Annotated in this window: 26 protein-coding genes; 11 read left to right on the top strand and 15 right to left on the bottom strand. The window is 55.5% G+C overall.

The genetic code is table 11. The features are described from left to right. Nucleotides 1–75: 75 nt before the first annotated feature. Nucleotides 76–315 (bottom strand): DUF1435 domain-containing protein, encoded by a 240-nt coding sequence (locus ABLV76_RS16985; RefSeq protein WP_004886500.1) that lies wholly within the window; start codon nucleotides 313–315, stop codon nucleotides 76–78. Nucleotides 316–385: 70 nt separating this feature from the next. Here ABLV76_RS16985 and ABLV76_RS16980 point away from each other — a divergent pair, with 70 nt between their 5' ends. From ABLV76_RS16980 to fhuF, 3 genes are all read left to right on the top strand, one after another. Beyond that, nucleotides 386–556: a hypothetical protein gene (locus ABLV76_RS16980; RefSeq protein WP_072096669.1), complete on the top strand. Its 171-nt coding sequence runs from the start codon at nucleotides 386–388 to the stop codon at nucleotides 554–556. 23 nt (nucleotides 557–579) lie between these two features. Beyond that, entirely contained in the window at nucleotides 580–1,626 is a 1,047-nt protein-coding gene (locus tag ABLV76_RS16975; RefSeq protein ID WP_004886496.1) for a diguanylate cyclase, read from the top strand. A 106-nt stretch (nucleotides 1,627–1,732) separates the two neighbouring features. Beyond that, on the top strand, nucleotides 1,733–2,521 hold the full coding sequence (gene fhuF, locus ABLV76_RS16970) for a siderophore-iron reductase FhuF (RefSeq protein WP_023319688.1): 789 nt from the start codon (nucleotides 1,733–1,735) through the stop codon (nucleotides 2,519–2,521). A 50-nt stretch (nucleotides 2,522–2,571) separates the two neighbouring features. Here the strand turns inward: fhuF and ABLV76_RS16965 are convergent, their stop codons facing one another. Beyond that, nucleotides 2,572–3,915, bottom strand: coding sequence for a PTS cellobiose transporter subunit IIC (locus tag ABLV76_RS16965; protein WP_002887650.1), 1,344 nt, complete (start codon nucleotides 3,913–3,915; stop codon nucleotides 2,572–2,574). Nucleotides 3,916–4,248: 333 nt separating this feature from the next. Between ABLV76_RS16965 and ABLV76_RS16960 the strand changes: the two genes are divergently transcribed. Then, complete coding sequence (locus ABLV76_RS16960) at nucleotides 4,249–4,707, top strand: YbaK/EbsC family protein (protein WP_004886490.1); 459 nt, start codon at nucleotides 4,249–4,251, stop codon at nucleotides 4,705–4,707. Between the two features lie 5 nt (nucleotides 4,708–4,712). Here the strand turns inward: ABLV76_RS16960 and bglJ are convergent, their stop codons facing one another. The 4 genes from bglJ to pobA all read right to left on the bottom strand — a co-directional run bounded on the left by bglJ (nucleotide 4,713) and on the right by pobA (nucleotide 8,417). Continuing rightward, entirely contained in the window at nucleotides 4,713–5,387 is a 675-nt protein-coding gene (bglJ, locus tag ABLV76_RS16955; protein WP_023319687.1) for a DNA-binding transcriptional activator BglJ, read from the bottom strand. Next, the gene (locus tag ABLV76_RS16950; protein WP_004886484.1) at nucleotides 5,348–6,070 is read right to left on the bottom strand and encodes a LuxR C-terminal-related transcriptional regulator; all 723 of its coding nucleotides are present in this window, start codon (nucleotides 6,068–6,070) and stop codon (nucleotides 5,348–5,350) included. Before ABLV76_RS16950 ends, bglJ begins: the two co-directional genes overlap by 40 nt. 264 nt (nucleotides 6,071–6,334) lie before the next feature. Continuing rightward, on the bottom strand, nucleotides 6,335–7,216 hold the full coding sequence (locus ABLV76_RS16945) for a helix-turn-helix domain-containing protein (RefSeq protein ID WP_023319686.1): 882 nt from the start codon (nucleotides 7,214–7,216) through the stop codon (nucleotides 6,335–6,337). 16 nt (nucleotides 7,217–7,232) lie between these two features. Continuing rightward, nucleotides 7,233–8,417: a 4-hydroxybenzoate 3-monooxygenase gene (gene pobA, locus ABLV76_RS16940; RefSeq protein WP_004886477.1), complete on the bottom strand. Its 1,185-nt coding sequence runs from the start codon at nucleotides 8,415–8,417 to the stop codon at nucleotides 7,233–7,235. A 280-nt stretch (nucleotides 8,418–8,697) separates the two neighbouring features. Here pobA and ABLV76_RS16935 point away from each other — a divergent pair, with 280 nt between their 5' ends. The 6 genes from ABLV76_RS16935 to opgB all read left to right on the top strand — a co-directional run bounded on the left by ABLV76_RS16935 (nucleotide 8,698) and on the right by opgB (nucleotide 14,429). Then, nucleotides 8,698–9,474 (top strand): threonine/serine exporter ThrE family protein, encoded by a 777-nt coding sequence (locus ABLV76_RS16935; protein ID WP_017899102.1) that lies wholly within the window; start codon nucleotides 8,698–8,700, stop codon nucleotides 9,472–9,474. After that, the gene (locus ABLV76_RS16930) at nucleotides 9,465–9,938 is read left to right on the top strand and encodes a threonine/serine exporter (RefSeq protein ID WP_004886472.1); all 474 of its coding nucleotides are present in this window, start codon (nucleotides 9,465–9,467) and stop codon (nucleotides 9,936–9,938) included. The genes ABLV76_RS16935 and ABLV76_RS16930 overlap by 10 nt, the downstream gene beginning before the upstream one ends. Nucleotides 9,939–10,040: 102 nt before the next feature. Then, a complete protein-coding gene (gene dnaT, locus ABLV76_RS16925) occupies nucleotides 10,041–10,580 on the top strand; it encodes a primosomal protein DnaT (protein WP_017899103.1) in 540 nt (179 codons plus the stop codon). A gap of 2 nt (nucleotides 10,581–10,582) precedes the next feature. Next, nucleotides 10,583–11,320: a DNA replication protein DnaC gene (gene dnaC / locus ABLV76_RS16920; protein ID WP_025999144.1), complete on the top strand. Its 738-nt coding sequence runs from the start codon at nucleotides 10,583–10,585 to the stop codon at nucleotides 11,318–11,320. A gap of 65 nt (nucleotides 11,321–11,385) precedes the next feature. Continuing rightward, the gene (locus ABLV76_RS16915; RefSeq protein ID WP_004886462.1) at nucleotides 11,386–11,880 is read left to right on the top strand and encodes a DUF2501 domain-containing protein; all 495 of its coding nucleotides are present in this window, start codon (nucleotides 11,386–11,388) and stop codon (nucleotides 11,878–11,880) included. A gap of 257 nt (nucleotides 11,881–12,137) precedes the next feature. Continuing rightward, nucleotides 12,138–14,429 (top strand): phosphatidylglycerol--membrane-oligosaccharide glycerophosphotransferase, encoded by a 2,292-nt coding sequence (gene opgB / locus ABLV76_RS16910; protein ID WP_017899105.1) that lies wholly within the window; start codon nucleotides 12,138–12,140, stop codon nucleotides 14,427–14,429. A 54-nt stretch (nucleotides 14,430–14,483) separates the two neighbouring features. On the opposite strand, the gene ABLV76_RS16905 is transcribed toward opgB, so the two are convergent. From ABLV76_RS16905 to ABLV76_RS16865, 9 genes are all read right to left on the bottom strand, one after another. After that, entirely contained in the window at nucleotides 14,484–15,428 is a 945-nt protein-coding gene (locus tag ABLV76_RS16905) for an Rpn family recombination-promoting nuclease/putative transposase (RefSeq protein WP_164538652.1), read from the bottom strand. Nucleotides 15,429–15,561: 133 nt separating this feature from the next. Further along, entirely contained in the window at nucleotides 15,562–16,572 is a 1,011-nt protein-coding gene (locus ABLV76_RS16900) for an SIS domain-containing protein (protein WP_004886453.1), read from the bottom strand. A gap of 17 nt (nucleotides 16,573–16,589) precedes the next feature. Then, complete coding sequence (locus tag ABLV76_RS16895) at nucleotides 16,590–17,651, bottom strand: SIS domain-containing protein (RefSeq protein WP_049092974.1); 1,062 nt, start codon at nucleotides 17,649–17,651, stop codon at nucleotides 16,590–16,592. 12 nt (nucleotides 17,652–17,663) lie between these two features. Continuing rightward, complete coding sequence (locus ABLV76_RS16890; protein WP_348878399.1) at nucleotides 17,664–18,515, bottom strand: PTS system mannose/fructose/sorbose family transporter subunit IID; 852 nt, start codon at nucleotides 18,513–18,515, stop codon at nucleotides 17,664–17,666. After that, nucleotides 18,493–19,272 (bottom strand): PTS mannose/fructose/sorbose/N-acetylgalactosamine transporter subunit IIC, encoded by a 780-nt coding sequence (locus ABLV76_RS16885; RefSeq protein WP_004886445.1) that lies wholly within the window; start codon nucleotides 19,270–19,272, stop codon nucleotides 18,493–18,495. Before ABLV76_RS16885 ends, ABLV76_RS16890 begins: the two co-directional genes overlap by 23 nt. A 16-nt stretch (nucleotides 19,273–19,288) precedes the next feature. Further along, complete coding sequence (locus ABLV76_RS16880) at nucleotides 19,289–19,759, bottom strand: PTS sugar transporter subunit IIB (RefSeq protein ID WP_004886443.1); 471 nt, start codon at nucleotides 19,757–19,759, stop codon at nucleotides 19,289–19,291. A 14-nt stretch (nucleotides 19,760–19,773) separates the two neighbouring features. Beyond that, entirely contained in the window at nucleotides 19,774–20,196 is a 423-nt protein-coding gene (locus tag ABLV76_RS16875) for a PTS sugar transporter subunit IIA (RefSeq protein ID WP_004886440.1), read from the bottom strand. Nucleotides 20,197–20,295: 99 nt separating this feature from the next. Next, nucleotides 20,296–23,061 (bottom strand): sigma 54-interacting transcriptional regulator, encoded by a 2,766-nt coding sequence (locus ABLV76_RS16870; RefSeq protein WP_348878398.1) that lies wholly within the window; start codon nucleotides 23,059–23,061, stop codon nucleotides 20,296–20,298. Between the two features lie 99 nt (nucleotides 23,062–23,160). Further along, nucleotides 23,161–23,991 carry a GNAT family N-acetyltransferase gene (locus tag ABLV76_RS16865; protein WP_004886436.1) on the bottom strand — a complete coding sequence of 277 codons (831 nt, stop codon included), beginning with the start codon at nucleotides 23,989–23,991 and terminating at the stop codon, nucleotides 23,161–23,163. A 32-nt stretch (nucleotides 23,992–24,023) separates the two neighbouring features. Here ABLV76_RS16865 and ABLV76_RS16860 point away from each other — a divergent pair, with 32 nt between their 5' ends. Beyond that, nucleotides 24,024–24,557, top strand: coding sequence for a GNAT family N-acetyltransferase (locus ABLV76_RS16860; protein WP_108450696.1), 534 nt, complete (start codon nucleotides 24,024–24,026; stop codon nucleotides 24,555–24,557). Nucleotides 24,558–24,580: the final 23 nt, after the last annotated feature.

The raw sequence follows: 24,580 nt of genomic DNA, 5'->3' as shown, positions 1-24,580 counted from the left end.
TCAGGTGTTAGTGTCCTTACGGACGTGGGGGTTCAAGTCCCCCCCCTCGCACCAATATTCTTCCCTCTCCCGACGTTATCCTCTCAGCTTGATATCCACCATCATCAGCATTATCCCACCAATCAATGCAACGCACGATGGCAGCAGGATAAAATGGCGCAGTTGACGATGCCATATCATCACCGCGGACATCAGCATGCCCACCGCGACCAGCGTCCGCCATACGTCAGCCGACACCCCGGCATACCCGAGAGCGACAATCAGCGCGCCGGGAACGACGACTGCCCAACCGCTTCCTAATGCTCGCAGCAGCATGGTTTTACCTCTCACAACGATAATGATAACCAATATCATATGATAATTTTTATCATTTGTCATTTGCAAAGTGCTCTGTGCCTTATTCTTTACGTTCGCGGTAATGACATACATTCATGAAGGTGATAAATTAAGCGGATTATCGATATATATTAAATATTTTTCTTATTTTGCAAATAACCTTTTTTTGCACATTGTTATCAGACTCTTCATTTTTGGCTTTCATCATTTTGAAATTTAACGACTAATAATGATTCTTCCGATATGACTGCACAAACCTGGCGAGCACACTACGCACAAAAATATCAATATTCCTTACGGCTTTTTTTACTGCTTAATTTCATTTCTTCCTCTCTGTCGCTGGTCACCCCCCTATTTACGGTAGTTCGTTTTACGCTGCCCTGCGCTCTGATCGTGGCCTGCAGCGGGTTGCTGCTGCTCTGGCACTGGAAATGGCCGCAATCGAAAATAAATATTTCCGCTATCTCGTTGTTATTTGGCATGCTATGGGCATGGCACGTAGTGACAAAGGCGATGCTATTGACACCGCCGCATTTTAACTATCTGGTGATCGCCCTATTAAGCATTCTGTTTATCGGCACCATCGCTTTTTCCAATAATATCACTGCCTTTACCCTCCACTCTTTACCGACTTTCCTTGCCTGCCTGATAATGGCCGAGGGAGAACAATGGTTGCGCATGACTTACTGTTTTATGCTGCCTATTGCCGGTATTACCCTGCAAAATATTATCCAGAAGCGCAGCGATGCCTTTACACAAGGATTGATGGATAAACTGATGCAGGAACGCAACACCCTCAACGATCTCAGTATGCTGGATCCCCTGACCGGTTTGTATAATCGCCGCGGACTGCAGAATCGCCTCGATACCCTGCTGGCGCTGGACGGCGATAACCACTTCGTGCTGCTCCTCGATATCGATCATTTCAAAGCCTATAACGATCACTACGGTCATATGATGGGCGATCAGGCGCTCATTCGCGTCTCTGCTGCCATTCGTAACGCCGTACGCTCGCGCGATATTGTCGCCCGCTTTGGTGGAGAGGAGTTTATGGTGCTGCTGACCAATAGCAGCGAAGAAACGGCCTGGCAGGCTGCCGAACGAATTCGACAGCGGGTCTATGACCTGAAAATCCCGCATATGTTTAATGAGAGCGTCGCCACCAACGTGACCATCAGTATTGGTCTGACGCCGCTCATTGATGACAATATTGAGCAAGCGCTGGCGCGAGCCGATGGCGCACTCTATGAAGCTAAAAATAAAGGCCGCAACATTATTTTGGCCAGTTAACCCGCGCGCGCTGCGGCATCGTGGCGCCGACAAAATTCTTGCCATGCCGCCTGCAAACAACTAATATCAGGAATCATTATCATTTAGATTTGTATCTGGAAATCGAATGGCCTGGCGTTCCCTTCCTCTCAGCGATGAACTTATCTGGCGGGCCCCTTTGCCGACGGCTGAGCGCGCCCTGGCGGAGAGTATTCGGGAAAAAATCGCCACCCTGCGCCCCCATCTGCTCGATTTCCTGCGCCTGGATGAATCCGCTCCCGGTCACGCGTTGACGCTCGCCGAGTGGTCGCAACCCACCGCCTTACGCTCCCTGTTGGCCACTTATTCCGATCATATCTATCGTCATCAGCCAACGCTGACACGGGAACAGAAACCTCTGCTCTCGCTCTGGGCGCAATGGTATATCGGTCTGCTGGTGCCGCCGCTGATGTTGGCGTTGCTCAATGAACCACAGGGTCTAAGCCTGGCGCCGGAACATTTCCACGTCGAATTTCACGAAAGCGGCCGGGCGGCCTGTTTCTGGATTGATGTCCATAGTGATGCCGGCATCGAGAGACTGTCACCGCTGTCGCGGATGGATGCCCTGGTGACGCGCACCCTGCAGCCGGTTATTGAGGCGCTGGAAGCGACGGGCGAAATCAATGGCAAACTTATCTGGAGCAATACAGGCTATCTGATTAACTGGTATCTTGGGGAAATGCGCGCGCTGCTGGGGGATGAGCAGCTTGCCGCCCTGCGCCAGCACTGTTTCTTTGAAAAACAACTCGCCGATGGTCAGGATAACCCACTATGGCGAACGGTCGTGCTGCGTGAAGGGCAGTTAGTCCGACGCACCTGCTGTCAGCGCTATCGCCTGCCGGACGTCCAACAGTGCGGCGACTGCACGTTAAAATAACGCCCTGTTCCCAATAAGCTACGGGCAGCCTGTGGCCGCCCGGTCACTATTTATGCGGTCTGCTGACTCTCCTGTTCCGCCCGTTCGGCCTCTTCCGCTTCCTGAGCAAGCAGCTGTTTCTCATACACCTTAAAGAACGGGAAGTAGATAATCGCCGACACGCAGGCCAGAACGATGACCAGAATTGCCGCCCGGAAATCCCAGCCCAGCGCCCAGGCACCGCCAATCGGCGCCGGCGCCGTCCACGGCACCACGGAGATGACGCGGCCGATCAGATCCAGCTTCATTGCCGCCCAAGCCAGTACCGCATTTACCATCGGCGCCAGCAGGAACGGAATAAAGAACACCGGATTCATGACAATAGGCGTCCCAAAGATGACCGGCTCGTTAATGTTAAACAGGCTTGGCACCACGCTCAAACGACCAATGGAGCGCAAATGCGCTGAACGACTGCGCAGATAGCAGAACACCAGCCCCATGGTGGCACCAGAACCTCCGACCACGATAAAGAAGGTCCAGAACGCCTCCATAAAGATATGCGGCAGAGGTGCGCCCTGGGCCAGCGCCTGCTGGTTCATACCGAGGTTGGTCAGCCAGAACATCTGCAGCATCCCGGAAACGATCGCCGCACCGTGGATCCCGGCAAACCACAGCAGGTGGCCGATGAGGACCGCCAGCAGGATCGCCGGCAGGGAATCGGCTGCCGAAACCAGCGGTTTGAAAATCGCCATAATGGCCTGCGGGATCAGCATGTCAAAATGGTGTTGAATAAACAGGCTCAGCGGATAGAGCGTCAGCACAACCACCAGCACCGGGATCAACAGATCAAAGGAATTTTTGATCATCGGAGGGACCTGATCCGGTAGACGGATACCGATGTTATGTGCCTTGAGAAAACGCATCATCTCCACACAGTAGATCGCCACCAGAATGGCGGTAAAGATCCCTGTTCCGCCGAGGCTATCCACCGGCAGCGTGCCATTCGTCTTCGGCGCGGCAATCAGTAAAAAAGCCATGATCGACAGCATCGCGCACATAAAGGGATCGAGCTGATTGGATTTCTCGTAGTGCTTACCGAGGTTGTAAGAGATTGCCGCGCAGATGTAGATCGACATGATCCCCATTGTCATATCAAAGGGGGTCAGAATGCGCCCCTCGAACTCTTTTGCCAGATCCAGCCAGGCGCGGGCGAAACCCCAGGTGGTATCCGGGGAAAAAGGAGGATAAGCAAACACCAGCAGAAACGATCCGACGATCATAAACGGCATGGCGGAGATAAAACCGTCACGGATAGCCATGACGTGACGCTGCGATGAGATCCGCCCTGCTATGGGGCTTATGTAATTTTCTACAAAGCGAAATATCAAATTAAACGCAGCATGGTTAGCAGACATAGTAGCCCTCCTGACAGGCTATTGATACTGGCCCAACAACGATTACCCTGCCGTTACGATGACCGCTTTTTGATGCAGCAGGCAGCGGGTGGATCACCGGCTATACTGCTCATAACACAACGATTCATACACGGCTCTTTTGTTATAAATAAAAGGAGAAGTGACTGTTCCAGTATTCATCTCAATGAAGATAACCGCAACCGGTTACAGTAACCGGTTACGGTGAATGTGAAGGAGATCGACAAAATAGAAAGAATCTGGATTGTCCGCGCCGATATTTACACTCCGCCAGGCTTGTGACAGATTTAACCAGGCTTAAATCAGGAGAATCCAATGAGTCTGCAGTCTGTACGGCAGTTCTTTGCCGAACACGCCCCCGATATCGAAATTATTGAGTTAAACCAGAGTACCGCCACCGTGGCGCTCGCCGCTGCCGCGCACAACGTTGAGCCGGGACAAATAGCCAAAACGCTGTCGCTCAAGATCAAAGATAAAATTGTACTGATCGTCGCCAGGGGCGATGCGCGGCTGGATAATAAAAAGCTGAAAGAAACCTTTGGCGCAAAAGCGCGTATGTTGAGCAGCGATGAGGTGGTGACCTGGACCGGCCATCCGGTCGGCGGCGTGTGCCCGTTTGGTCTGGAAAATCCGCTGGACGTCTTCTGTGACGTCTCGCTCAGGCACTATCAGGAGGTACTACCCGCAGCGGGGGCTATTCACAGCGCCGTTCGCATCGAACCAGAACGAATGGCGCAGCTCACCGACGCAACATGGGTAGACGTATGCATATAGCCGCGTTATGCCACCTGTTTAACGGCGCTGGTCGGGCCGTTTATCGGTAAATGCAGCAAGATATCCGCCGCGTTTAATAAACCAATGTCAGAGCGAACCCCGAGCTTGGTCATGGCGTTGAACTTATGCGCGCGGATGGTTTTAATGTTCCGGTTCAGCTGCACCGCAATTTCCGAAAGCGAATATCCCCACGACATATACCGAAGAATAGCGTGCTCCGTCGGACTTAGCGGATCGTTGCATGCCTCTCTGCCGCAAAAATGCTCTTTGCCGGCGAGGGAATGATTATCCAGCAGCTGTAATAAATGCTCCTGCAACCCGCGTCGCGGCGCAGATTTATTTAATATACCGTGCAGGCAGGACGGCATTAAATGGCCGATCAGGCGCATTTCGCTTTCATTATTAGCCAGAATAATCGTTTGGACTTCCGGTCGGATCCTCGCCATCTCGTGAAGAAAAAGCAGGCTCTCGGCTCTGGACGAACGACTCCCTGAAAGTGAAAAGATCATTGCTGACCATGGGAACGACGCTTCCACCGCCCTGAGCAAATTGATATTTTTAAAAAAATGAATGCGGTATTGGCTGTTATCTTCACGGCTAAAGATATAGCGCCAGGCCATTTCCGTCATCACACATTTTTCTACGATGGCGACATGACGGGTTGTGCTATTTTTTTCCATTCCATTTGCTCCCCGTAAGCTGAATTGATATTCAGCTCTTGCATTCCCTGCGCGCTGTTGATCCAGGCATACATTTCAGCGTTGCTGCGTAGCGATAAGCGACGCATTGCGCTATTTTTCTGCGCGCTGATCGTCTTATTGCTCTTTTTCAACAGCGCGGCGATCTGGTTAATTCCCCATCCCTTCGCCAGAAGGCGCAGAACTTTTCGCTCTGACAGGGTCAGCATCGCCGCAGAGTGGTAGCTTGCGAAATCGCTGTCCTCATTCCCGGTAAACAGCGTACGGCTAATCTGCTCAGCCGCACGGCTACCGGCACAAATCACCTCAATCAGCCGGTTTACCGGCTCGCTCTCGGAGATGAGCGAGCTTTCGGGACGAATTAATAGCTCAACGGCTAATGGATAGAGGCTGTCGCTGACCATAAAAACCCAGTGAATATCACGATACTGGGTCATGAGGGAGTAATAACGCTCGCAGACGGCCCGGGGTTGCGCAATCTCGCCGGAGATATCCGCAACGACCAGCACCGCCCGCCGCAGTTGTAAAAGAGTGAGCTCATCATGAGAGCGACAAAAACTGAGTTCGTAATCCGGGAGGTTCTCATTGAAGATCACCTTTAACCCTGACTGCATGACGGGGATTTTACTAATAACAACGCCAAACTTACCTTGTCCTGGTAACATAACACCTCCGCTTCCTGTCGAAGTTCCTTCGCTTGCCCGTAAACGTTCGGCGAGTGACTCGATCGCCATACCATTTACTGGATGAATATTAAAAGCATATTCATGGCCCGCGTACACGATATACTGAATGACCGAACCGTGGTCATACCGTGTAAATATTATTCCTGTGTATACTTGCGATGAATATTAGCACAGACGCCTCTGCGCTAATAAATTAGAAAAGATAAAACTATTATTTAGCAAAAATAATTTCAGGCTTGAAAATTATGAAGCATTCTCTTTAATTGCTTCTCTAAATGCTTTAGGCGACATACCACTGTAGCGGCGGAAAAAGCGAGAAAAATAGGCGGCGTCGCTAAAACCCAAATAATCAGAGAGTTGCGTTACCGTCATGCGAGTGTACTGCAGGTTACGCCGCGCCTCAAGCATCAGTCGCTGATGCAGTACCCCGAGGGCGCTACAGCCATAGAACTCGCGACATAAATAGTTTAAATGCGTGACCGACAGCCCAATCAACTTCGCATACTCCGCCAGCGGGAGATGCTGCCGGTAGTGGCTCTCAATAAGCCGGGAAAAATGACGCATCATACTGCGCTTTCGCTCCGCTTTGTCTTCCGCGGGCGGTGCGGGGCGGCACTGCCGGTTCAGCCAGACCAGCAGCGTCCCCAGCAGCGAATAAAGCATCATTTCCCGTGCGTCATGATCGGCACTGTACTCCTCGCGAAGCGCTGAAAACAGCGTATGCATACGCCCCCGGGAACGCCCCACCGGCAGACACTGCGCTACGCTAAGCACATCCAGCGGCCGGCCGAACTGATTTTCAAAGCGGCTCAGCAGCGGCAGCGCCAGGGAGAGCACAAATCCGTGCGTCCCGGGTGAAAAATGAAAGCCATGAATGCAGAGGGCGGGCACCACCTGGATGCAGGATTCCGTCATCACCGCGGTGGTGCCTTCAATTTCGATCTCCGCCCGACCTTTGTGCAGATAGAGGAGCTGGACCATTTCGGCGTGCTGGTGGACGCGAATATGCCACTGATACAGGCTGCTGCGCTGCAAAATCGATTCGCAGTGCAGCAGGTCCGGCGTCGGCCAGCCGCGCTCCTCGCCATAGAGCTTAAATACCGGAACAGTTTGGACGGGCGACATAGTTACTCCTGTTCAGTCAGACGACGCGCTCCATGGGCAGGCCCACGTAGTTTTCCGCGATGGTGGTCAGCCCGGCGCGCGAGCCCAGATAGTAGCGGCGATCGGCCGCCTGCATTTTGGCGTCGAATTCGCTCTGCTGCGGGAAATCGTGCAGCAGGCGGGTCATGAACCAGCTAAAGCGTTCCCCTTTCCAGACCCGATCCAGCGCTAGTCGCGAATAGGTCGCGAGCAGATCGCTCCGGCCATGATGGTAGTATTCGCGAAGGATCCGCCACAGATAGTTCACGTCCGATGCCGCCAGGTTCAACCCTTTAGCGCCGGTCGGCGGTACGATATGCGCGGCATCCCCCACCAGAAACAATCGCCCATATTGCATCGGCTCTACGACGAAGCTGCGCAAGGGAGCGATGCTTTTCTCAAGTGAGTGACCAGTCACTAACTTTGATGACAGATCCGCCGGCAATCGGCATTTCAACTCCTGCCAGAAGCGTTCGTCCGACCAGTCTTCCACTTTATCGCTCAGCGGAACCTGCAAATAGTAGCGGCTGCGAGTAAGTGAGCGCTGACTACATAAAACGAATCCCCGCTGATGATGCGCATAGATCAGCTCCGGATTGACCGGCGGCGTATCCGCCAACAGGCCTAACCAGCCGAACGGCCAGACGCTCTCGTAAGTTTTGAGGATGTCAGCGGGAATACTTTGCCGCGACACGCCATGGAACCCGTCGCAACCGGCGATAAAGTCACACTCCAGGCGGCAGAATTCACCTTCGCTAAGATAGGTGATCGTCGGCCGGTCGCTTTTCGCGTCATGGATAGTCACTTCGCTCACGCCGTACACGATCGGCGCGTCGCTGGCGGCCCGGGCAGCCATCAGATCGCGGGTCACTTCAGTCTGGCCGTAAACCATCACGCTCTTGCCGTCGGTCAGCTCGCTCAGTGAGACGGGCACCCGCTGGCCGTCAAAGAGAAACTCCACCCCATGATGCACCAGGCCTTCGACGTCCATTCGCTGCGCCACGCCCGCTTCGCGAAGCAGATCGACGGTACCGCTTTCCAGAATTCCCGCGCGGATGCGCCCCAGCACATACTGCGGCGTTTGACGCTCAAGAATGACCGTGTGGATGCCGGCGTTGTGCAGGAGCTGCCCCAGCAGCAGCCCGGAAGGGCCAGCGCCAATAATCGCGACCTGTGTTTTCATAGGATTGTCTCACTTTTGCAGGGTTAATTATTTGTATATTTTTTGTTTAATAAAAGTGCTTTCCTGCATTTTTGATAAGTCAGACGGGAAAAAGAAGGGATGAATGGCGACAAAAATTGCACTTTTCACCAAACTGGCAAAAGTGTGGGACGCTTCAAATTCTGCCCCTCCGGCGGGCGGGAAATTTTTGCACATTATTTGATCCCACCCCCCTCAGCCGCCCAGGCGCTTCAGGTTAAAGTATCGGCAGATACCAGGCGTCGCGGACAGCAGAGGAAATATGCAGGTTGATCGGGCACAGCAGCGGGCAATCACACGATTATGCATCCAGTGTGGTCTTTTTTTGTTACAGCACGGCGCCGAAAGCGCGTTGGTGGAAGAGCTTTCAACGCGTCTCGGGCTGGCGCTGGGGATGGACAGCGTCGAAAGCGCCATCTCCTCCAACGCTATCGTCCTGACCACCATTAAGAATGGCGAATGTCTTACCTCCACGCGTAAAAATGTCGACCGCGGCATTAATATGCATGTGGTGACGGAAGTGCAGCATATCGTGATCCTCGCCGAGCATAAGCTGCTGGATTATCGCGACGTCGAGAAGCGCTTCGCGCAGATTAGGCCCCTGCGCTATCCCCGCTGGTTGCTGGTGATCATGGTGGGCCTCTCCTGCGCTTGTTTCTGTAAACTGAATAACGGCGGCTGGGATGGAGCGCTGGTCAGCTTCTGCGCCAGCACGGTGGCCATGTACATTCGCCAGGTGCTGACCCACCGTTCCATGCATCCGCAGATCAACTTCTGCATCACCGCCTTTGTGGCCACCACGATCTCCGGGCTGCTGCTGCGCCTCCCTACCTTTGCCAGCACCCCGACCATCGCCATGGCCGCCAGCGTCCTGCTGCTGGTCCCGGGCTTTCCGCTGATCAACGCCGTCGCCGATATGTTTAAAGGGCATATTAATACCGGCCTCGCCCGCTGGGCGATCGCCAGCCTGTTAACCCTTGCCACCTGCATTGGCGTAGTGATGGCAATGACCGTATGGGGGCTGCGGGGATGGGCATAATTTCGTTTATTTTCGCGCTGGCGGAAGACATGCTGCTGGCGGCGATCCCTGCCGTCGGGTTTGCGATGGTCTTTAATGTCCCGCAGCGCGCCCTGCGCTGGTGCGCGCTGCTGGGGGCCATCGGCCACGGTTCGCGCATGGTCATGATGAGCGCCGGTTTTAACATTGAATGGGCCACGTTTCTCGCCGCCCTGCTGGTGGGTTGCATCGGCATCCAGTGGTCGCGCTGGTATCTGGCGCATCCGAAGATTTTTACCGTTGCCGCCGTGATCCCGATGTTTCCCGGTATTTCCGCTTACACTGCGATGATCTCCGCGGTAAAAATCAGTCATTTTGGCTATTCTGAAGAGATGATGATTTTGCTGCTGAGCAATTTTTTAAAGGCCTCTTCAATCGTGGGCGCCCTCTCCATCGGCCTGTCGATACCCGGTCTGTGGCTGTATCGTAAGCGCCCTCGCGTCTAACCCCGGCGTCGCGGTAAAGCCGCGACGCTCCTTCCGCGACGGGCTCTGTGCTACTATGTGCAGATCACCCCACTCTTTGCAGTTCAGAGTTGAGATAGAATTATGTCTTCGCGAATTTTAACCTCCCATTTTAGCGGCCTGGAAGAATTCCTCCAGCAGCACGCGGCGCTGCTGGCGAAATCGACTGACGGCACTGTCGCCGTTTTTGCCAACAACGCCCCGGCGTTCTATGCGCTGACCCCAGACCGGCTGGCGCAGCTGCTGGAACTGGAAGCCAGGCTGGCGCGCCCCGGTAGCGACATCGCGCTTGACCCGCAGTTTTTCGACGAGCCCGCGGCGGCGCCGGTTGCGGTGCCGATGGGCAAATTTGCCATGTATGCGGCCTGGCAGCCGGACGCCGACTTTCAGCGTCTGGCCGCGCTGTGGGGCATCGCCCTGAGCCAGCCGGTCACCCCGGAAGAGCTGGCCGCTTTCGTCGCTTACTGGCAGGCGGAAGGTAAAGTGTTTCACCACGTGCAGTGGCAGCAGAAACTGGCTCGCAGCGTGCAAATCAGCCGCGCCAGCAACGGCGGGCAGCCGAAGCGCGATGTGAACAGCGTGAGCGAACCCGACAGTCATATTCCGCGAGGTTTCCGAGGATGAGCATGAAAAACGTTGGCGATCTGATGAAGCGCCTGCAGAAAATGATGCCGGCTCATATCGAACCGGCGTTTAAAACCGGCGAAGAGCTGCTGGCCTGGCAAAAAGAGCAAGGCAAGCTGCGTTCCGAAGCGCTGGAGCGGGAGAACCGCGCGATGAAAATGCAGCGCACCTTTAACCGCTCGGGGATCCGCCCGCTGCATCAGAACTGCTCCTTTGATAACTATCGCGTCGAGTGCGAGGGGCAGATGAACGCCCTCGCCCGGGCGCGTCAGTACGTGGAGGAGTTTGATGGCAATATCGCCAGCTTTATCTTCTCCGGCAAACCGGGCACCGGTAAAAACCACCTCGCGGCTGCTATCTGCAACGAACTGCTGCTGCGCGGGAAATCGGTCTTAATTATCACCGTGGCTGATATTATGTCAGCCATGAAAGATACCTTCGGCAATCGGGAGACGAGCGAAGAGCAATTACTGAGCGATCTCAGCAAGGTCGATCTTCTGGTGATTGATGAAATTGGTATGCAGACGGAGTCTCGCTATGAAAAGGTCATTATCAATCAGATAGTTGACCGCCGCTCTTCCTCCAAACGGCCTACCGGTATGCTAACCAACAGTAATATGGAAGAGATGAATAAGCTGCTCGGCGAACGGGTGATGGACCGTATGCGCCTGGGCAACAGCCTGTGGGTTATCTTCAACTGGGAAAGTTACCGGCACCGCGTCACCGGCAAGGAGTATTAAGAGATTTCCGGACAACGGCGGCGTTATACTAAAGTGATTCTTCAGTCACGCTTATGAGTCCGTCTATGAAATCGTTAAAAAATGGCTTACTTGCCGCGCTTACCCTCAGCGCATTTACCCTCTCCGGGGCCCACGCTGCCTCCTGGCAGGATTCTCTCAACAGCGCCGCCAGCCAGCTCAGCGGCGGCAGCACCCAGGCTGGCAGCGGCGGCATGTCCGTCTCCTCGCTAACCAGCCTGCTCAGTGGCAGCAGCCAGTCGCTGACCGCCAGCAGCATGAATAATGCGGCCGGGATCTTGTCATATTGCGCGCAACAGAAGCTGGCCTCCGTGACCAGCGCCGATAACGTCAAAAACCAGGTGCTGGATAAACTAGGACTCAGCACGCCGGAAAAACAGAAACAAGACACCAACTATCTCGATGGCCTGCAGGGGTTGCTCAACAGTAATAACGGCCAGCAGCTGGACCTGAATACGCTTGGCAACAGCTCGCTGGCGAAACAGGTGAAAACCAAAGCCTGCGATCTGGTCTTAAAACAGGGCGTTAACTTCCTCTCCTGATACGTACTGCTAATGCCGCGTTTGTCGCCTTCGCGACGGCAGCGCGGCCTGAAACGGCTTTTTTCTCCTTTTTCTCCTTGCGCTTCCCCGCCACGCCGGCTGCGACGCCGATCAAAAAAAGCAACTTCTAAACCAATTCTGAATAACTGCACACTTTCATGACGCTAGAATTGCAGCAAGATGGCGCTGCAATTACAGTGTGGCTTGAAAAGTAATCTGTTCTGCCAGCCGATAACTGGCGTTAATGAGGATGAGCTGTGTCAGAGTTGTTATCCATCGCCTTATTTTTAGCTTCGGTGGCGCTTTATGCCTGGAAAGCGGGTCGTAACACCTGGTGGTTTGCCGCCACGCTCACGGTGTTAGGCCTGTTCGTGGTGCTGAATATCACCCTCTACGCCAGCGACTACTTTACCGGCGACGGCATCAACGACGCGGTACTCTACACTCTGACCAACAGCCTGACCGGCGCCGGGATCGGCAAATACATTCTGCCGGGCGTCGGCGTGGCCGTCGCGCTGGTTGCCGTTTTTGGCGCCCTGGGGTGGGTGCTGCGCCGCCGTCGGCATCATCCTCATCACGTCGGCTACAGCCTGGCGGCGCTGCTGCTGGCGCTGGCCTCGGTCGACGCCAGCCCGGCCTTCCATCAAATCAGCGAGCTGGTGAAATCGCAATCACGGGAAGGAGACCCGGACTTTGCCGCGTACTACAAAGAACCGTCGAAGCGTATCGACAATCCGCAGCTGAATCTGGTCTATATCTATGGCGAAAGCCTTGAGCGCACCTATTTTGATAACGATGCGTTCCCCAACCTCACCCCTGAGCTTGGCAGAATTAAAGATGAGGGCATTGATTTCAGCAATACCATGCAGCTGCCGGGGACCGATTACACCATCGCCGGCATGGTCGCGTCACAGTGCGGCATTCCGCTGTTTGCGCCGTTTGAAGGCAACGCTTCGGCCTCCGTATCCAGCTTCTTTCCGCAGAATATCTGCCTTGGCGATATCCTGAAAAACTCCGGTTACGAAAACTATTTTGTGCAGGGAGCTAACCTGCGCTTTGCTGGCAAAGACGTCTTTCTCAAGTCCCACGGCTTCGATCACCTGTTCGGGGCGGAAGAGCTCAAAACCACGGTAGCGGATCCCGCCTACCGCAACGACTGGGGCTTCTATGACGACACGGTACTTGAGGAGACGTGGAAAAAATTCGAAGAGCTGTCGCAGTCCGGAAAACGCTTTTCGCTGTTCGCCCTGACGGTGGACACCCACCATCCCGACGGCTTTATTTCGCGCACCTGCGAGCGTAAACGCTATGACGTGGACGGCAAGAAAAACCTCTCCTTCAGCGCCGTTAGCTGCAGCCAAGAACATATCGCCGCGCTAATCGAGAAGATCAAAGCCTCTCCCTATTTCAAAAACACGGTCATCGTGGTCTCTTCCGACCACCTGGCCATGAAGAACAGCGCCTGGGATTACCTCAACAAGCACGATCGCAGCAATTTATTCTTTGTCCTGCGCGGCGATCGGCCGCAGCAGGAGACCCTGGCAGTGAAACGCAACACCATGGATAACGGTGCGACGGTGCTGGATATTCTCGGTGGCGATAACTATATCGGCCTCGGGCGCAGCAGTCTCTCTGGCCAGTCGCTCTCCGGTATTTTCATCAATATGAAAGAGAAGATCCTGGCCTGGAAACCCGACGTGATCCGCCTGTGGAACTTCCCGAAAGAGATTAAAAACTTCACCATCGACTCGCAGAAGAACATGATCGCCTTCTCCGGCAGCCATTTCCGTCTGCCGCTGCTGCTCCGGGTGTCGGATCAGCGCGTTGAACCGCTGCCGGAGAGCGAATACTCGGCGCCGCTGCGCTTCCAGCTGGCCGATTTCGCACCGCGGGATAATTTCGTGTGGGTCGATCGCTGCTATAAAATGGGCCAGCTGTGGTCTCCTGAGCTGGCGCTCTCCACCGACTGGTGCGTCTCGCAGGGCCAGCTCGGGGGTGAGCAGAAGGTTCAGCACGTTGATAAGCCACAGTGGAAAGGCAAGACCGCCTTCAGGGACACCCTTATCGATATGGAGCGCTATAAGGGCAACGTCGATACGCTGAAAGTTGTCGACAACGATATTCGCTATAAGGCCGACAGCTTCGTGTTTAACGTTGCCGGCGCGCCGGAAGAGGTGAAACAGTTTAGCGGCATTTCGCGCCCCGAGTCCTGGGGTCGGTGGTCCAATGCCCAGCTGGGCAGCGACGTGAAGATTGAATATAAAGAGCCGCTGCCGGAGAAATTTGATCTGGTGATCACCGCCAAAGCCTACGGTCCCAATGCCAATAAGCCGATCCCGGTGCGGGTTGGTCAAAGTGAGCAAGTACTTACTCTGGTCAATGATGTGACCACCACGACGCTGCATTTCGACAACCCGACGCGCAGCAACACGCTGACCATCACTCCGCCGGACCCGCAGTCCACCAACGAGGGCAATATCCTCGGCCACTCCCCGCGTCAGCTGGGGATCGGTATGGTGGAGATCAAAGTGGTGAAAAGCGAAGGTTAAAGCCACCTTGCCCGGCGGGTTTTGGCGCCGGGCAACGGTTTGGGTGGCAGGGTGTTAGCAATACAGCGGCTTGAGCTCGTCAGCCGACAGTCCGGTAATCTTCTGTACCGTCTCTTTGTCGAGGCCATTCTGTAACATGCTGCCGGCAATGCGCAGCGCCTCACGCCGGCTCCCTTCCTGTAAGCCCTCAAGGCGCCCTTCCAGGCGCCCTTCCTGCCGACCTTCCTGTCGACCTTCCTGCTTAAGCTTTTGCGCGATAGACATCAATGTCTCCTCATACTGTGGCAGACGGCGGGCCAGCCGGCGGAGAAACACGCCCGGCTCGGCCGTGTTACCGTACTGCAGCATATAGTGAAACAGCATTCTCAACTGCCGGGGGCTAGTGTATCCCAGCATCACCACGGCCGCCAACGACTCCGTTATGTCGCTGAGATCGCGCTGGCGAATATGCTTTTGCATCAGCTCCAGCAGGGCGACCCGCCGATGCTGCACGATTTCATCGTCCGGCATGACCGTGACGTCGATCAATGGAAACTGACTGCCGTACAGCCTCTTCGCCAGCTGCGGGTCGGCAAATTCATCCAGCCAGTTGAGGGAAAAAGGATACGGACTGGTTGCGCCGTGATAAAACAGCATCGGCACCACCAGCGGCAGCGTTTTGTGCCCGGCGTCGAGGTGTCGCTGCATCGCGGCAATCGCATAGCGCATCAGACGAAAAGCCATATGGTTGTCCGGCGAGCTCTGATGCTCTATCACCACGTAAATATATCCCGCCCCGCAGGTGGTCCGCACCGACCACAGCACGTCCGAATACCAGGCGCGCAGATCCTCATCGATAAAACTCGCCGATTGCAGCCTCAGGGTAGCGAAATCGCACCGCTGGCGGATCGCTTCGGGAAGATAGAGCATGAGGAAATCATTCGCTGTCTCCGGGTGGCGAAGAAATCGTTTAAAGACCGCATCATGCGGCGTTGAGGTCATCCGTTTTTTCATGGCCATCCGCTTGCCTGAAAGAGAAGGAAAGCCGGACTCTACCACCGGTTTTTACCCGGCTGGATTTGACGATGATTTTCTGGGAAGCGCCTCGGAGAATAGCGGAGCGGCCAGTCTGACTGGCCGCCATGGGCAAGATTTAGTAATCAAACTGCCGGTAATAACGGCGGATATTCAGGTCGTGGCCGGTATGGTGCTCAAAGTGGGCCGCCAGCCGGTCCACCAGCAGAGTGGACACCACGCACGGCGCCATAATCCAGCGGAACGCATCATCAATGCCGTTCAGCGGATAGTCGCGTGGGTCGATCACCACCAGATGGTCAGTTATCTTTTCGGCAAAGCGTTCGACGCGCTCGTCCAGCGCCCGGCATTTCCCCTCGCCCTTCACCAGAAACAACGGGACCTCTTTTTCCAGCAGCTCCAGGGTGCCGTGGAAAAATTCAGCCGAGCTTACCGACTTCGTCCGCTTCCACTGCATCTCTTCGAGAATACACATCGAGAACAGGTAGACCTCACCCCACATTTCCGCGCCGCCAATCCACATCATATAGTCGCTGTCATGGTATTGCGCGGCAATGCTGTCCGCCTGAGGATCGAACTGGCGCTTGGCCTCTAGCAGATTTTCCGGCAGCAATTCCAGCTGGCTGGCAAAACGCGCATATTCAGCAAACTCACCATGACGATAAATGACGCGGAAGAATAACCAGTACAGCAGCATATATTCATATTCCACGCCGTTCTTGTGGCACATCGGAATATGCCAGCTGGCGGCGGCAGCCAATGGCGAATCGGCATGACGGGTAATGGCTACCACGCGTATCCCCTGCGCCTTGCACCATTCAGCAATGGCCACCGACTCTTTGGTATCGCCGGATTTAGAGAGCGTGACAACAACCGCCTCTTTATTTAATTTTTTATGCCCGCGATGAATTAATTCCGCCGCCTGCTCAAGATAAACCGGCACGCTGGTTAATTCTTTGGCAAACTCATTAATAGCCATCATCGGGGCCAGGGAACCGCCAACCGAGGCAAAAAATAATGCGCTGCAGCCGCTGTCATAAATAGCGTCGGCCACGGTTTCAGCCTGTTTACGCGCAGCGATGATCTCGCGAGCACTGGTCAGGTACTCGTCCTGATTAAAACCCAACATAGTTTTCTCCTGAATAATCAGATTTTACTTTTTAAGACGCGGTCAAAATCGTCGAAAATACGTTTAGCCAGATCGATGCCTTTCAGTCCTGCGGTATGCCAGGCGAGCATCTGCACTGGGACAATCAGCAACAGCGGCGCCAGGTGATGCTCGCACGGGCAGTTAAGCGCCAGCGTTTGTTCATCCTCTTCGTCGCCCAGCGTCAGGGTAAAGGCCCGGGCAATGGACGGCGCCATATAGTCGCGCAGCGCCCGGGTTCGCCCGTCCGGCGTATCTTCAATAAACAGCATCACATGGCGGGCATTGGCTTCCAGATAGGGGCCGTGCATATAGGCTTCCAGCTCAAAGCCGCTGGAAGGCACGCGCACCGTCTCGGTAAATTTGGTTTCGAACTCTTTCGCCACGCCAACCAGCGCGCCATAGCCGGTGGCGACAAAGCGCTCGCCGCGCCGCAGCGTTTCGCTATGCCGATCGATAAAGCGCGAAGTGCGGGCGATAACCTCCGGGATCGCCGCCGCCAGCCGCTGGAATTCGGCAAGATAGTGCTGCTCCTCGGCTTCGCTGGCCTTCCCCTGGCTGCGGGCAATCATCAGCGCTATCAGCAGCAAATTGAGCACCGTCGCGCTAAAGCCGCGGGTGACAAACCCTACGCTCTCGATCCCGGTATTGATATCCAGCACGCCATCGCAGGCGCGCCCGGTCGGGCTTTGCGGGTCGGAGGTCAGGGCAAATACCGGCAGTCCTGAGGACTGTACCTTACGCATCGCCTCCAGCGTCGACGCGCTTTTTCCGCTCTGTGAAATCGCCACCACCAGATCGGTATGCGGGTCGATAGCTTCGTAATGGGTAAAGTTGTACGGCTCTTTAATGTCAACCAGCACGCCGAAGCGTTGTTCAAAGAAATAGCGCGCGCACAACGCAGCGTTCAGCGACGATCCGGTCGCCAGCAGCAAAATTCGGCGTACCGGGTGCTGGCGGGCAAAGGTCTCAATCGCCGCCAGCTTTTGCCGGTAGTCGCGCAGGATCTGCGCCAGACAGGCCGGCTCTTCGCTGATATAGGTCATCATTGTTGGTTGCATAGCTCACTCCCGTTAAAACAATCCGATCCACGAACCCAGAATGCCCACCAGCGCCATTCCGCCGATAATAGAGAGCGGTTTAACCTTGCGCCCAAGCAGCCAGTAGACGATGCCGAAACTCACCAGCGGCAGCATGCAGGGCAGAATGTCGTTGATGATGTCCTGCACCTGGGTTTTGGCTTCCCCGGCCCCGAAGGAGACAGGGATGGTGATATCGATCATTGAGGCGGTCATCGCCCCGACCACCATCAGGCCGATAATCGATGCCCCGTAGGTCAGGCTCTCCATCATTCCGCTCTTCTGGATCCGCTGCAGGACGCCGGTGCCCAGCACGTAGCCCCAGCGGGTAAAACACCAGCGCGCCAGAATGTGCGGCACGTTAAATACCAGCAGAAACAGGATTGGCCCGAGAATATTGCCCTTCAGCGCCAGGCTGGTGCCGATACCGGTGGCGATCAGGCGCAGCGTCCCCCAGAAAAAGGAATCTCCCAGCCCGGCCAGCGGCCCCATCAGCGACGCTTTGACGTTATCAATGGCATTGGCATCCATATTTTTCTGCTGGCTATTTTTCTCCTCCATCGCCGTCGTGATCCCCAGCAGCAGGGTGACGATATGCGGCGTGGTATTGAAGAACACCAGATGGCGTTTCAACGCCCCGGCCAGCTCCTCTTTGCGCGGATAGAGCTTCTTCAGCACCGGGATCAGCGCGTAAACAAAGGCAAGATTCATCTGTCGCTCATAGTTCCACGAGAACTTCATCTGGAAGGAGCGCCAGAACACCCGGCGTAAATCACGCGGCGTAATTCGCGTTTCTTCCTGCTCCTGCGGCTGCAGGGTCTCTTCAGAAATCATCTTCGTCGTCATCGCTGACTCCTTGTTCTGTCGTGGTACGAGGTGCGCTAAATGCGGTGACGTTAACCATCACCACCGCCACGATGGCGCCGAGAATGGCGATACCGGTCACCGGGATTTTCAAATAGGCCATCAATACAAAGCCGAGGAAAAAGTACGGCGCCACTTTCTTGTTAATCAGCAACCTGGCGAGCATCGCGAAGCCGAGAGCCGGAATGATCCCGGTGGCTACGCTAAGCCCGTGTTTGATAAATTCCGGGATCGCATCGAGCAGAGATTTCACCGCGTTGCTGCCCACCAGGAATGAGACGGTCACCACCGTGGCAAGCATTAGCGACAGGCCGAATCCGGCGATCAAATGCATCCGCTCAATGCCGCGCGTATCCGCCCGTTCCGCATAGCCGTCCGCTTTCTGGCTGAGCAACGGAATGAACATCCCCAGATAAACGTTTTTCAGGATCAGGGTCAGGGTGGCGATAGGCAGGCCGAGCAACAGCGCCGTTTCCGTGCCCGCGCCGGAGGTGATAGCGAACGCCACGCCGAGAATACCGCCGGTCACCACGTCGGGCGGGATCGAGGCGCCAACGGAGAACGAGCCGATAAACGCCAGCTCTAGCGTCGCGCCCATGATGACGCCGGTCTGCACATCCCCCAGCACCAGACCGGTCAGCAGCCCGGTGACGATTGGCCGGGAAATCAGCGACGTCCCTAAGGCATATTCCGATTGCGCGATAAACGCCACCAGACCCAGTAAGAGAGCCTCTACCATAATCTGTCCTCCGGAATTACACGCATTCCGTAAAAAGCTGTTTGCGATCGTTCGGGACCTGGCGAATTTCCACCTCGACGCCTTTGCCCACCAGTTGTTGCAACTGCTCTATTTCCTCCGGCAGTAAATTAATCGCCTTAGAAATATTTTTACTGCCCTCTTTGGCCTTAATCCCACCGAGATTAATACTTTTTATTTCCTCAACGGCGCTGGCAATACGCCAGGCGTCATTGACCGATTCCACAACAATAAATAAATTATATTTATCGGTAACCCCACTTGTTATCGCTTCAATAGAATCATTTATATTTTTAATCACCAGCTTTACCGAGGGTGGTTTAGCAAGCTTAATGGTGGTTTTCCGCAGTTCATCTTCAGGGACACTGTCGTTGGCGATTAAAATACAATCGGCACCGACATATTGGGTCCAGGAAAAGGCTACCTGGCCGTGAAGTAATCGATGGTCAACCCTTAATAACGTAATCATCATGCATCCTCATTTCAGAAGTCTTTATCCATAGTCATCGCCCCGGCAATACTCTGATTGCAGTACTGAATGCTCTCTTTGGCGTTGATTAATGCTTCAGAAATTAATTTTTCGGTATTCTCTTCCGCTGCTGAAATAAGCAGGTCAATAATTAACGGTAGATTTAACCCAGATAATAAATGAAAGTGCGGGCGCGATAAAAAACGCACAAACTCATTATTGACGCTACCGGCGAAAATATCCGTAATCACTATCAGCTCATCCTGCGCCGGGAAACGCGCCAGCAGCGCCTCCACCTGCTGCGTCAGATCGACCTCCTCTTCTACATAGGCGCACAGAGTATGAATATCCGGCTGTTTACCGAGGATCAGCTCCACAGAGTTCAACAAACCGTTAGCAAAGGTGCCGTGGCTGGCAAAAATATAGTGTCGTTTCATCCTTACCTCGAAAGCGCATTCCACTGCTTTCTTAATTGCAACCGACGTGCCAGAAACAGTGGCGCGTCGGCTAACGTAAGGATAAAAGGGGGAGAAGCGTTAAAACTCTTGATCTTCCTGAATAAATTCCGTTTCCCGCGTCAGGATGTCGTGAATGTAATAGAGCTCGACAACGGGAATTTTGACACTATATCCGCTCTCTATGACACTAAAGGCCTCGCGCAGCGTAGCCAGCTCGCGCTCCGGACACTGCCTTCCCGAATAATGGGTTGGGGAAGCGTGGCGAATTAACCGCTCTATCAGACAGCTGATGTGCACATACAGCGCCACCTTACGTTCGTTGGGCACCTCGTACCCGGCCAGATGCTCATAGCGCAGCAAAAACTGCTCAACCTGATTGATCACCTTCGCGGTATCAAGGATCGTCACCGACTCAATCACTCGCCGCAGCGAGAAGTTTTTCAGGATCAGGTTGTTGATCTCGCTAACCTGCTCCGCCGTCGCCAGTTCGCCGAAGATACGCATCAGCGGGCGACTTCCTTCGCCGGAAATCAGCGAATCCAGCGAGATCCACGGGAGATCGGCAAGATGCGGATCGAGGGTGCCGACGATCGCCAGCACCTCGTAGCGGCTGAGCATCGGCTCCCGCCGCGCGGGATCGGCAAGGGTCTCCACATCACAGGCCACAATATCAATGCCAAGCGCTTCAGGGATGCTGGCTTTTAACAGCGCCGACAGGTTCGCCGCCGCGCCCAGTCCGGTGGCGCAGGTGGTCAAAATCGCCCGCGGTTTATCGGTCTGCGGGTAATAGAGTTGGTGCTCAACCGCCAGATCATCGCCGATCTCGCGGACGATATCTTCCAGCATATCGCCGTGCAAAATCCGCTCCCCGACGTACATCGCCATGCCGGTGGAGACATTGTTAATAATCGCCACCGGCGTGTTCAGACGACGATTAAAATGGCTGTGAATAGCGTTCAGGGATCCCATATCGACCAAAATGATCAGCCCTGACGCCAGCGCGTGGCGCTCAATGTAGGCCATCACCTGATTAGCGATAGCCTCCGGCGTCACGTCGAGCGGCATGTCGAATGACTCAAACAGCGGGCTTTTCAGCAAGCGGTTCGCCACGCTGGCAATGCTGCTGGCGGTGGCGTAACCGTGAGCGAGAATAATCGCCCGGGTCACCTGCTGCTGGCTAATAGCGCCATTTTTCTGGAACCACAGCACCAGCAACAGCAGGTCAATACGTTGGGGCTCAATATCCAGCTTCAGCGCCAGCGCGTCGAGGATCGCTTCGCAAAAGCGATACAGCAGCGGGAATTTGTTTGCCAGAAAATCCGCCAGCAGACGGATTTTCTCATTGCTCATCGTGGACGGCGCCTGACGGGATCGATGGATCAGGTAGTGGCTCAGGGCGTAAAGACAGTTACCGTTAAACTGGATATTGAAGCGTTTTTCCAGGCGATAATACTCCTCCCGCACCTGATGGGCGATCAGCAGCAACATCTGCGAGCTACTGGCATCCTGGTTATCAAAGATCAGCCGATCGAAGAGGGTTTCAATCTCCTCCCCCATGCTTCTTTGCGCCTCTTCCCAGACCGTTTTTTTATTCAGCACCGCTTCATGCAGCGCCAAAATCCGACACTGAACGTCATAGATCAGCCCCTGAATCGGGTCGCGCGCCCGCAGCAGCCAGACCAGGCTGGTCTGCGGCTCGATTAGCAGCGGCTCCTGCTGACCCATCGCTTCACTGAGCGCCGGCGTCGCCGCCATGATCGTTTCCGGCAGATCGTGCAGCGTCACGGTCAGCATCTCGCTGCCCGGAGACCTGGCCCAGGCTGATGCCACGGCGTACTTCACCACATTCTTCAGTTCGCCGACGTTGCCCCGATAAACGTACTGCGTCAGGACCTGCAAAAGCCGCGGCGTTAGCTGCAGCCGGGCGGCCAGCGTCCGGGCCTCCTGCCAGAAAAACTGCAGCGTTAGCGCCTCCTTCTCCTCTCGGCTGCGGTGTTGAAGATCGGGCAAGCTGACCAGGATCGGAATACGACGAAGAAAGGTGGTCAGAAAGGTGCTGTGAATCTCTTCGGTGGTGGCAAACACCAGCCGCAGCGAAATCGGCAGGCCTTGAGCGGTCTCCCCCACCCGGTAGATCTCCTTGCGATCCAGCCAGGTGAACAGCTTCTCCTGCCCCTGAGCATCCAGGCGGTGGACCTCGTCGAGAAACAGCATCCCGCCGTTTGCCGCCTCGAACGCCCCGGCTTTATCGCTCTGCGCGCCGGTAAACGCGCCTTTGACGTAGCCGAACAGGTTGGCGGCCAGCAGCTCCGGATTACTGGCATACTGCGCGCAGTTGAAGCTCACGAAGGGCGCATCGGGCGCCAGCAGGCCCTGGGCGATCGCGAACTCGTGCATCAGCTCCGCCATATAGCTTTTACCGGTCCCGCTGTCGCCGGTGATCAGCAGCGGTAGCCCGCCGTTGGGATAAAACAGCGCGGTTTTCATCTGCTCAATCGGTTTACGCAGGCTGCCGTCATGCCCGGTCAGCAACGAAAAATGGTCCGCCTGTTCCGGCTGGCGGTCACTCTCCGCGAGCAGCTCCGCCATGCTGGCGTACTCGCTGCGGGAAAGGGGGAAGAACTGTTGGCAGAAGGCTTTTTTATGCAGAAAATAGACCGGCCGGGTGTTGATCTTCACCAGCACGTCCTGGGCGACCAGCTGATTGAGATAATGGCTGGCGGTATTTCTTTGCATCGCGAATCGCTGAGCCAGCCAGCTGGCGGTGAACACTTCGCTCAGGTTATCCGGATCGAAAAAATCGGTCTGATTTTGCAAAAAAGCCAACAGTTCCGTTTGACGCATTACATCCCCCTCGTCGCCATTACGAAGAGATATGATGCGGCAAAAGAGAGGCTTATCGGCGCCCCGTGCTGTTTTTTGCGGCCCAGCGCACACTCCCGCTTAAGCGAACTTTGCTGCGGTCAACTCCATCGTCATTTCATACTGCTGCAGCGATAGCGGTGAATATCCCGCCGCGGCAAACAGCGGCGTAAAGGTTTCCGGGACCGTCACCGAAGTGCCGATACCCGGGAACTGCTGCGCCAGCGCCATCAGCAGCGCCCGTGCCAGCCCCTGGCGACGGGCGGCGGGTTCAACCCATAAAAACTGCAGTACAGGCCGTGAACCCGAGGTGCCCAGTACCGCGAAGGCGCGCTGTTCCAGCGTCACGACGCGGCATGGCAGGGTGGCGAAGGTAAGCGGATCCATCAGCCAGGGGAGCTGACTGTTACTCTCCTCAACGGCGCGTCTAAGCAGCGCCAGGGTGGGATAAGGCTGTAACACGCCTGGCGCCGCAGCCTGAGGCTCTGCGCTCAGGTAGCCGCAGAGCCCATAGCGCCGCGTAAAGCCTAACGACTGATACAGCGCGACGGCCACATGGTTATCGCGGATCACCTCCAGGGAAACCGCCTCGATCTCCTGCTGCTGCAGAAGCATCAGCAGCTCCTGCATCAATTTCCGTGCAAGACCTTTGCCGCGCCAGGCCGGACGCAGGGCAAAGGCCGCCAGGCGAGCCATATTCCCCCGACGCGCGACGATCGCGATCGCCGCCGGTTCATCTCCGGCCAGCCAGACGCGGGAATCGATCAGGCTCATCCCCTCGGCGCTAAAGCGCTGAACAAATCCCTCCACCGACTGGGTCACCGGTACCAGATAGTCTGCAAAACAGGCGTTAAGAATATCCGTTAACTGCACGCTGCTGAACTGCGTGGCGGGAACGGCGGTCAGCTCCATACTTTTCTCCCGAAGGCTGCTATGCTGAGGTGATGAAAACTAACACTATAACTGCCGGCGCCGGATTACGCCTGACCGAGGAGAGTGATATCGCCCTTCTGCCGGCCATTGAACGTTCCGCCGCTCAGGCTTTTCGTCAGATCCCCGCTCTCGCCTGGCTGGCGGACAGCGAGGTGATTAGCGTTGCGCGTCATCATGATTATCTGGAAACCGAGCATAGCCTGCTGGCGGAAGCCGCCGGGCAACCGGTGGGTTTTATTCTGACCGAACCGCTCGACGATGCCTTATTTATCGTCGAAGTCGCCGTCCACCAGGCCTGGCAGCATCAGGGCATCGGGCGGATGCTGCTGGAGCAGGTTATCGACGGCGCCCGGCAAATGGCTTACCCGGCGGTGACCCTCACCACCTTCCGCGACGTGCCGTGGAATGCGCCGTTTTATACCCGTCTGGGATTCGCCATGCTTGATGAGCTGACCCTGCCCGCCGGGCTGGCGGCGAAAAGAGAACAGGAGACCCGGCACGGCCTGCCGCCGGAGACGCGCTGCGCCATGCGCCTGGCGCTCTGATGTTCGGCCCCGCCGCGCTCTGC

The sequence above is a fragment of the Klebsiella sp. GB_Kp047 genome (assembly GCF_040065235.1).
In the GTDB taxonomy this organism is placed as follows: Bacteria; Pseudomonadota; Gammaproteobacteria; order Enterobacterales; family Enterobacteriaceae; genus Klebsiella; species Klebsiella quasipneumoniae.
The sequence above is the reverse complement of the archived record's forward strand: the minus strand, read 5'-3'. Positions and strand labels throughout refer to the sequence as shown.

Bases quoted from the DNA above. Each gene is read 5' to 3' on its own strand.
- ABLV76_RS16985 (WP_004886500.1), bottom strand. From the start codon at position 315: ATGCTGCTGCGAGCATTAGGAAGCGGTTGGGCAGTCGTCGTTCCCGGC.
- ABLV76_RS16975 (WP_004886496.1), top strand. From the start codon at position 580: ATGACTGCACAAACCTGGCGAGCACACTACGCACAAAAATATCAATAT.
- fhuF (WP_023319688.1), top strand. From the start codon at position 1,733: ATGGCCTGGCGTTCCCTTCCTCTCAGCGATGAACTTATCTGGCGGGCC.
- ABLV76_RS16965 (WP_002887650.1), bottom strand. From the start codon at position 3,915: ATGTCTGCTAACCATGCTGCGTTTAATTTGATATTTCGCTTTGTAGAA.
- ABLV76_RS16960 (WP_004886490.1), top strand. From the start codon at position 4,249: ATGAGTCTGCAGTCTGTACGGCAGTTCTTTGCCGAACACGCCCCCGAT.
- bglJ (WP_023319687.1), bottom strand. From the start codon at position 5,387: ATGGAAAAAAATAGCACAACCCGTCATGTCGCCATCGTAGAAAAATGT.
- ABLV76_RS16950 (WP_004886484.1), bottom strand. From the start codon at position 6,070: ATGTTACCAGGACAAGGTAAGTTTGGCGTTGTTATTAGTAAAATCCCC.
- ABLV76_RS16945 (WP_023319686.1), bottom strand. From the start codon at position 7,216: ATGTCGCCCGTCCAAACTGTTCCGGTATTTAAGCTCTATGGCGAGGAG.
- pobA (WP_004886477.1), bottom strand. From the start codon at position 8,417: ATGAAAACACAGGTCGCGATTATTGGCGCTGGCCCTTCCGGGCTGCTG.
- ABLV76_RS16935 (WP_017899102.1), top strand. From the start codon at position 8,698: ATGCAGGTTGATCGGGCACAGCAGCGGGCAATCACACGATTATGCATC.
- ABLV76_RS16930 (WP_004886472.1), top strand. From the start codon at position 9,465: ATGGGCATAATTTCGTTTATTTTCGCGCTGGCGGAAGACATGCTGCTG.
- dnaT (WP_017899103.1), top strand. From the start codon at position 10,041: ATGTCTTCGCGAATTTTAACCTCCCATTTTAGCGGCCTGGAAGAATTC.
- dnaC (WP_025999144.1), top strand. From the start codon at position 10,583: ATGAAAAACGTTGGCGATCTGATGAAGCGCCTGCAGAAAATGATGCCG.
- ABLV76_RS16915 (WP_004886462.1), top strand. From the start codon at position 11,386: ATGAAATCGTTAAAAAATGGCTTACTTGCCGCGCTTACCCTCAGCGCA.
- ABLV76_RS16905 (WP_164538652.1), bottom strand. From the start codon at position 15,428: ATGGCCATGAAAAAACGGATGACCTCAACGCCGCATGATGCGGTCTTT.
- ABLV76_RS16900 (WP_004886453.1), bottom strand. From the start codon at position 16,572: ATGTTGGGTTTTAATCAGGACGAGTACCTGACCAGTGCTCGCGAGATC.
- ABLV76_RS16895 (WP_049092974.1), bottom strand. From the start codon at position 17,651: ATGCAACCAACAATGATGACCTATATCAGCGAAGAGCCGGCCTGTCTG.
- ABLV76_RS16890 (WP_348878399.1), bottom strand. From the start codon at position 18,515: ATGACGACGAAGATGATTTCTGAAGAGACCCTGCAGCCGCAGGAGCAG.
- ABLV76_RS16885 (WP_004886445.1), bottom strand. From the start codon at position 19,272: ATGGTAGAGGCTCTCTTACTGGGTCTGGTGGCGTTTATCGCGCAATCG.
- ABLV76_RS16880 (WP_004886443.1), bottom strand. From the start codon at position 19,759: ATGATTACGTTATTAAGGGTTGACCATCGATTACTTCACGGCCAGGTA.
- ABLV76_RS16875 (WP_004886440.1), bottom strand. From the start codon at position 20,196: ATGAAACGACACTATATTTTTGCCAGCCACGGCACCTTTGCTAACGGT.
- ABLV76_RS16870 (WP_348878398.1), bottom strand. From the start codon at position 23,061: ATGCGTCAAACGGAACTGTTGGCTTTTTTGCAAAATCAGACCGATTTT.
- ABLV76_RS16865 (WP_004886436.1), bottom strand. From the start codon at position 23,991: ATGGAGCTGACCGCCGTTCCCGCCACGCAGTTCAGCAGCGTGCAGTTA.
- ABLV76_RS16860 (WP_108450696.1), top strand. From the start codon at position 24,024: ATGAAAACTAACACTATAACTGCCGGCGCCGGATTACGCCTGACCGAG.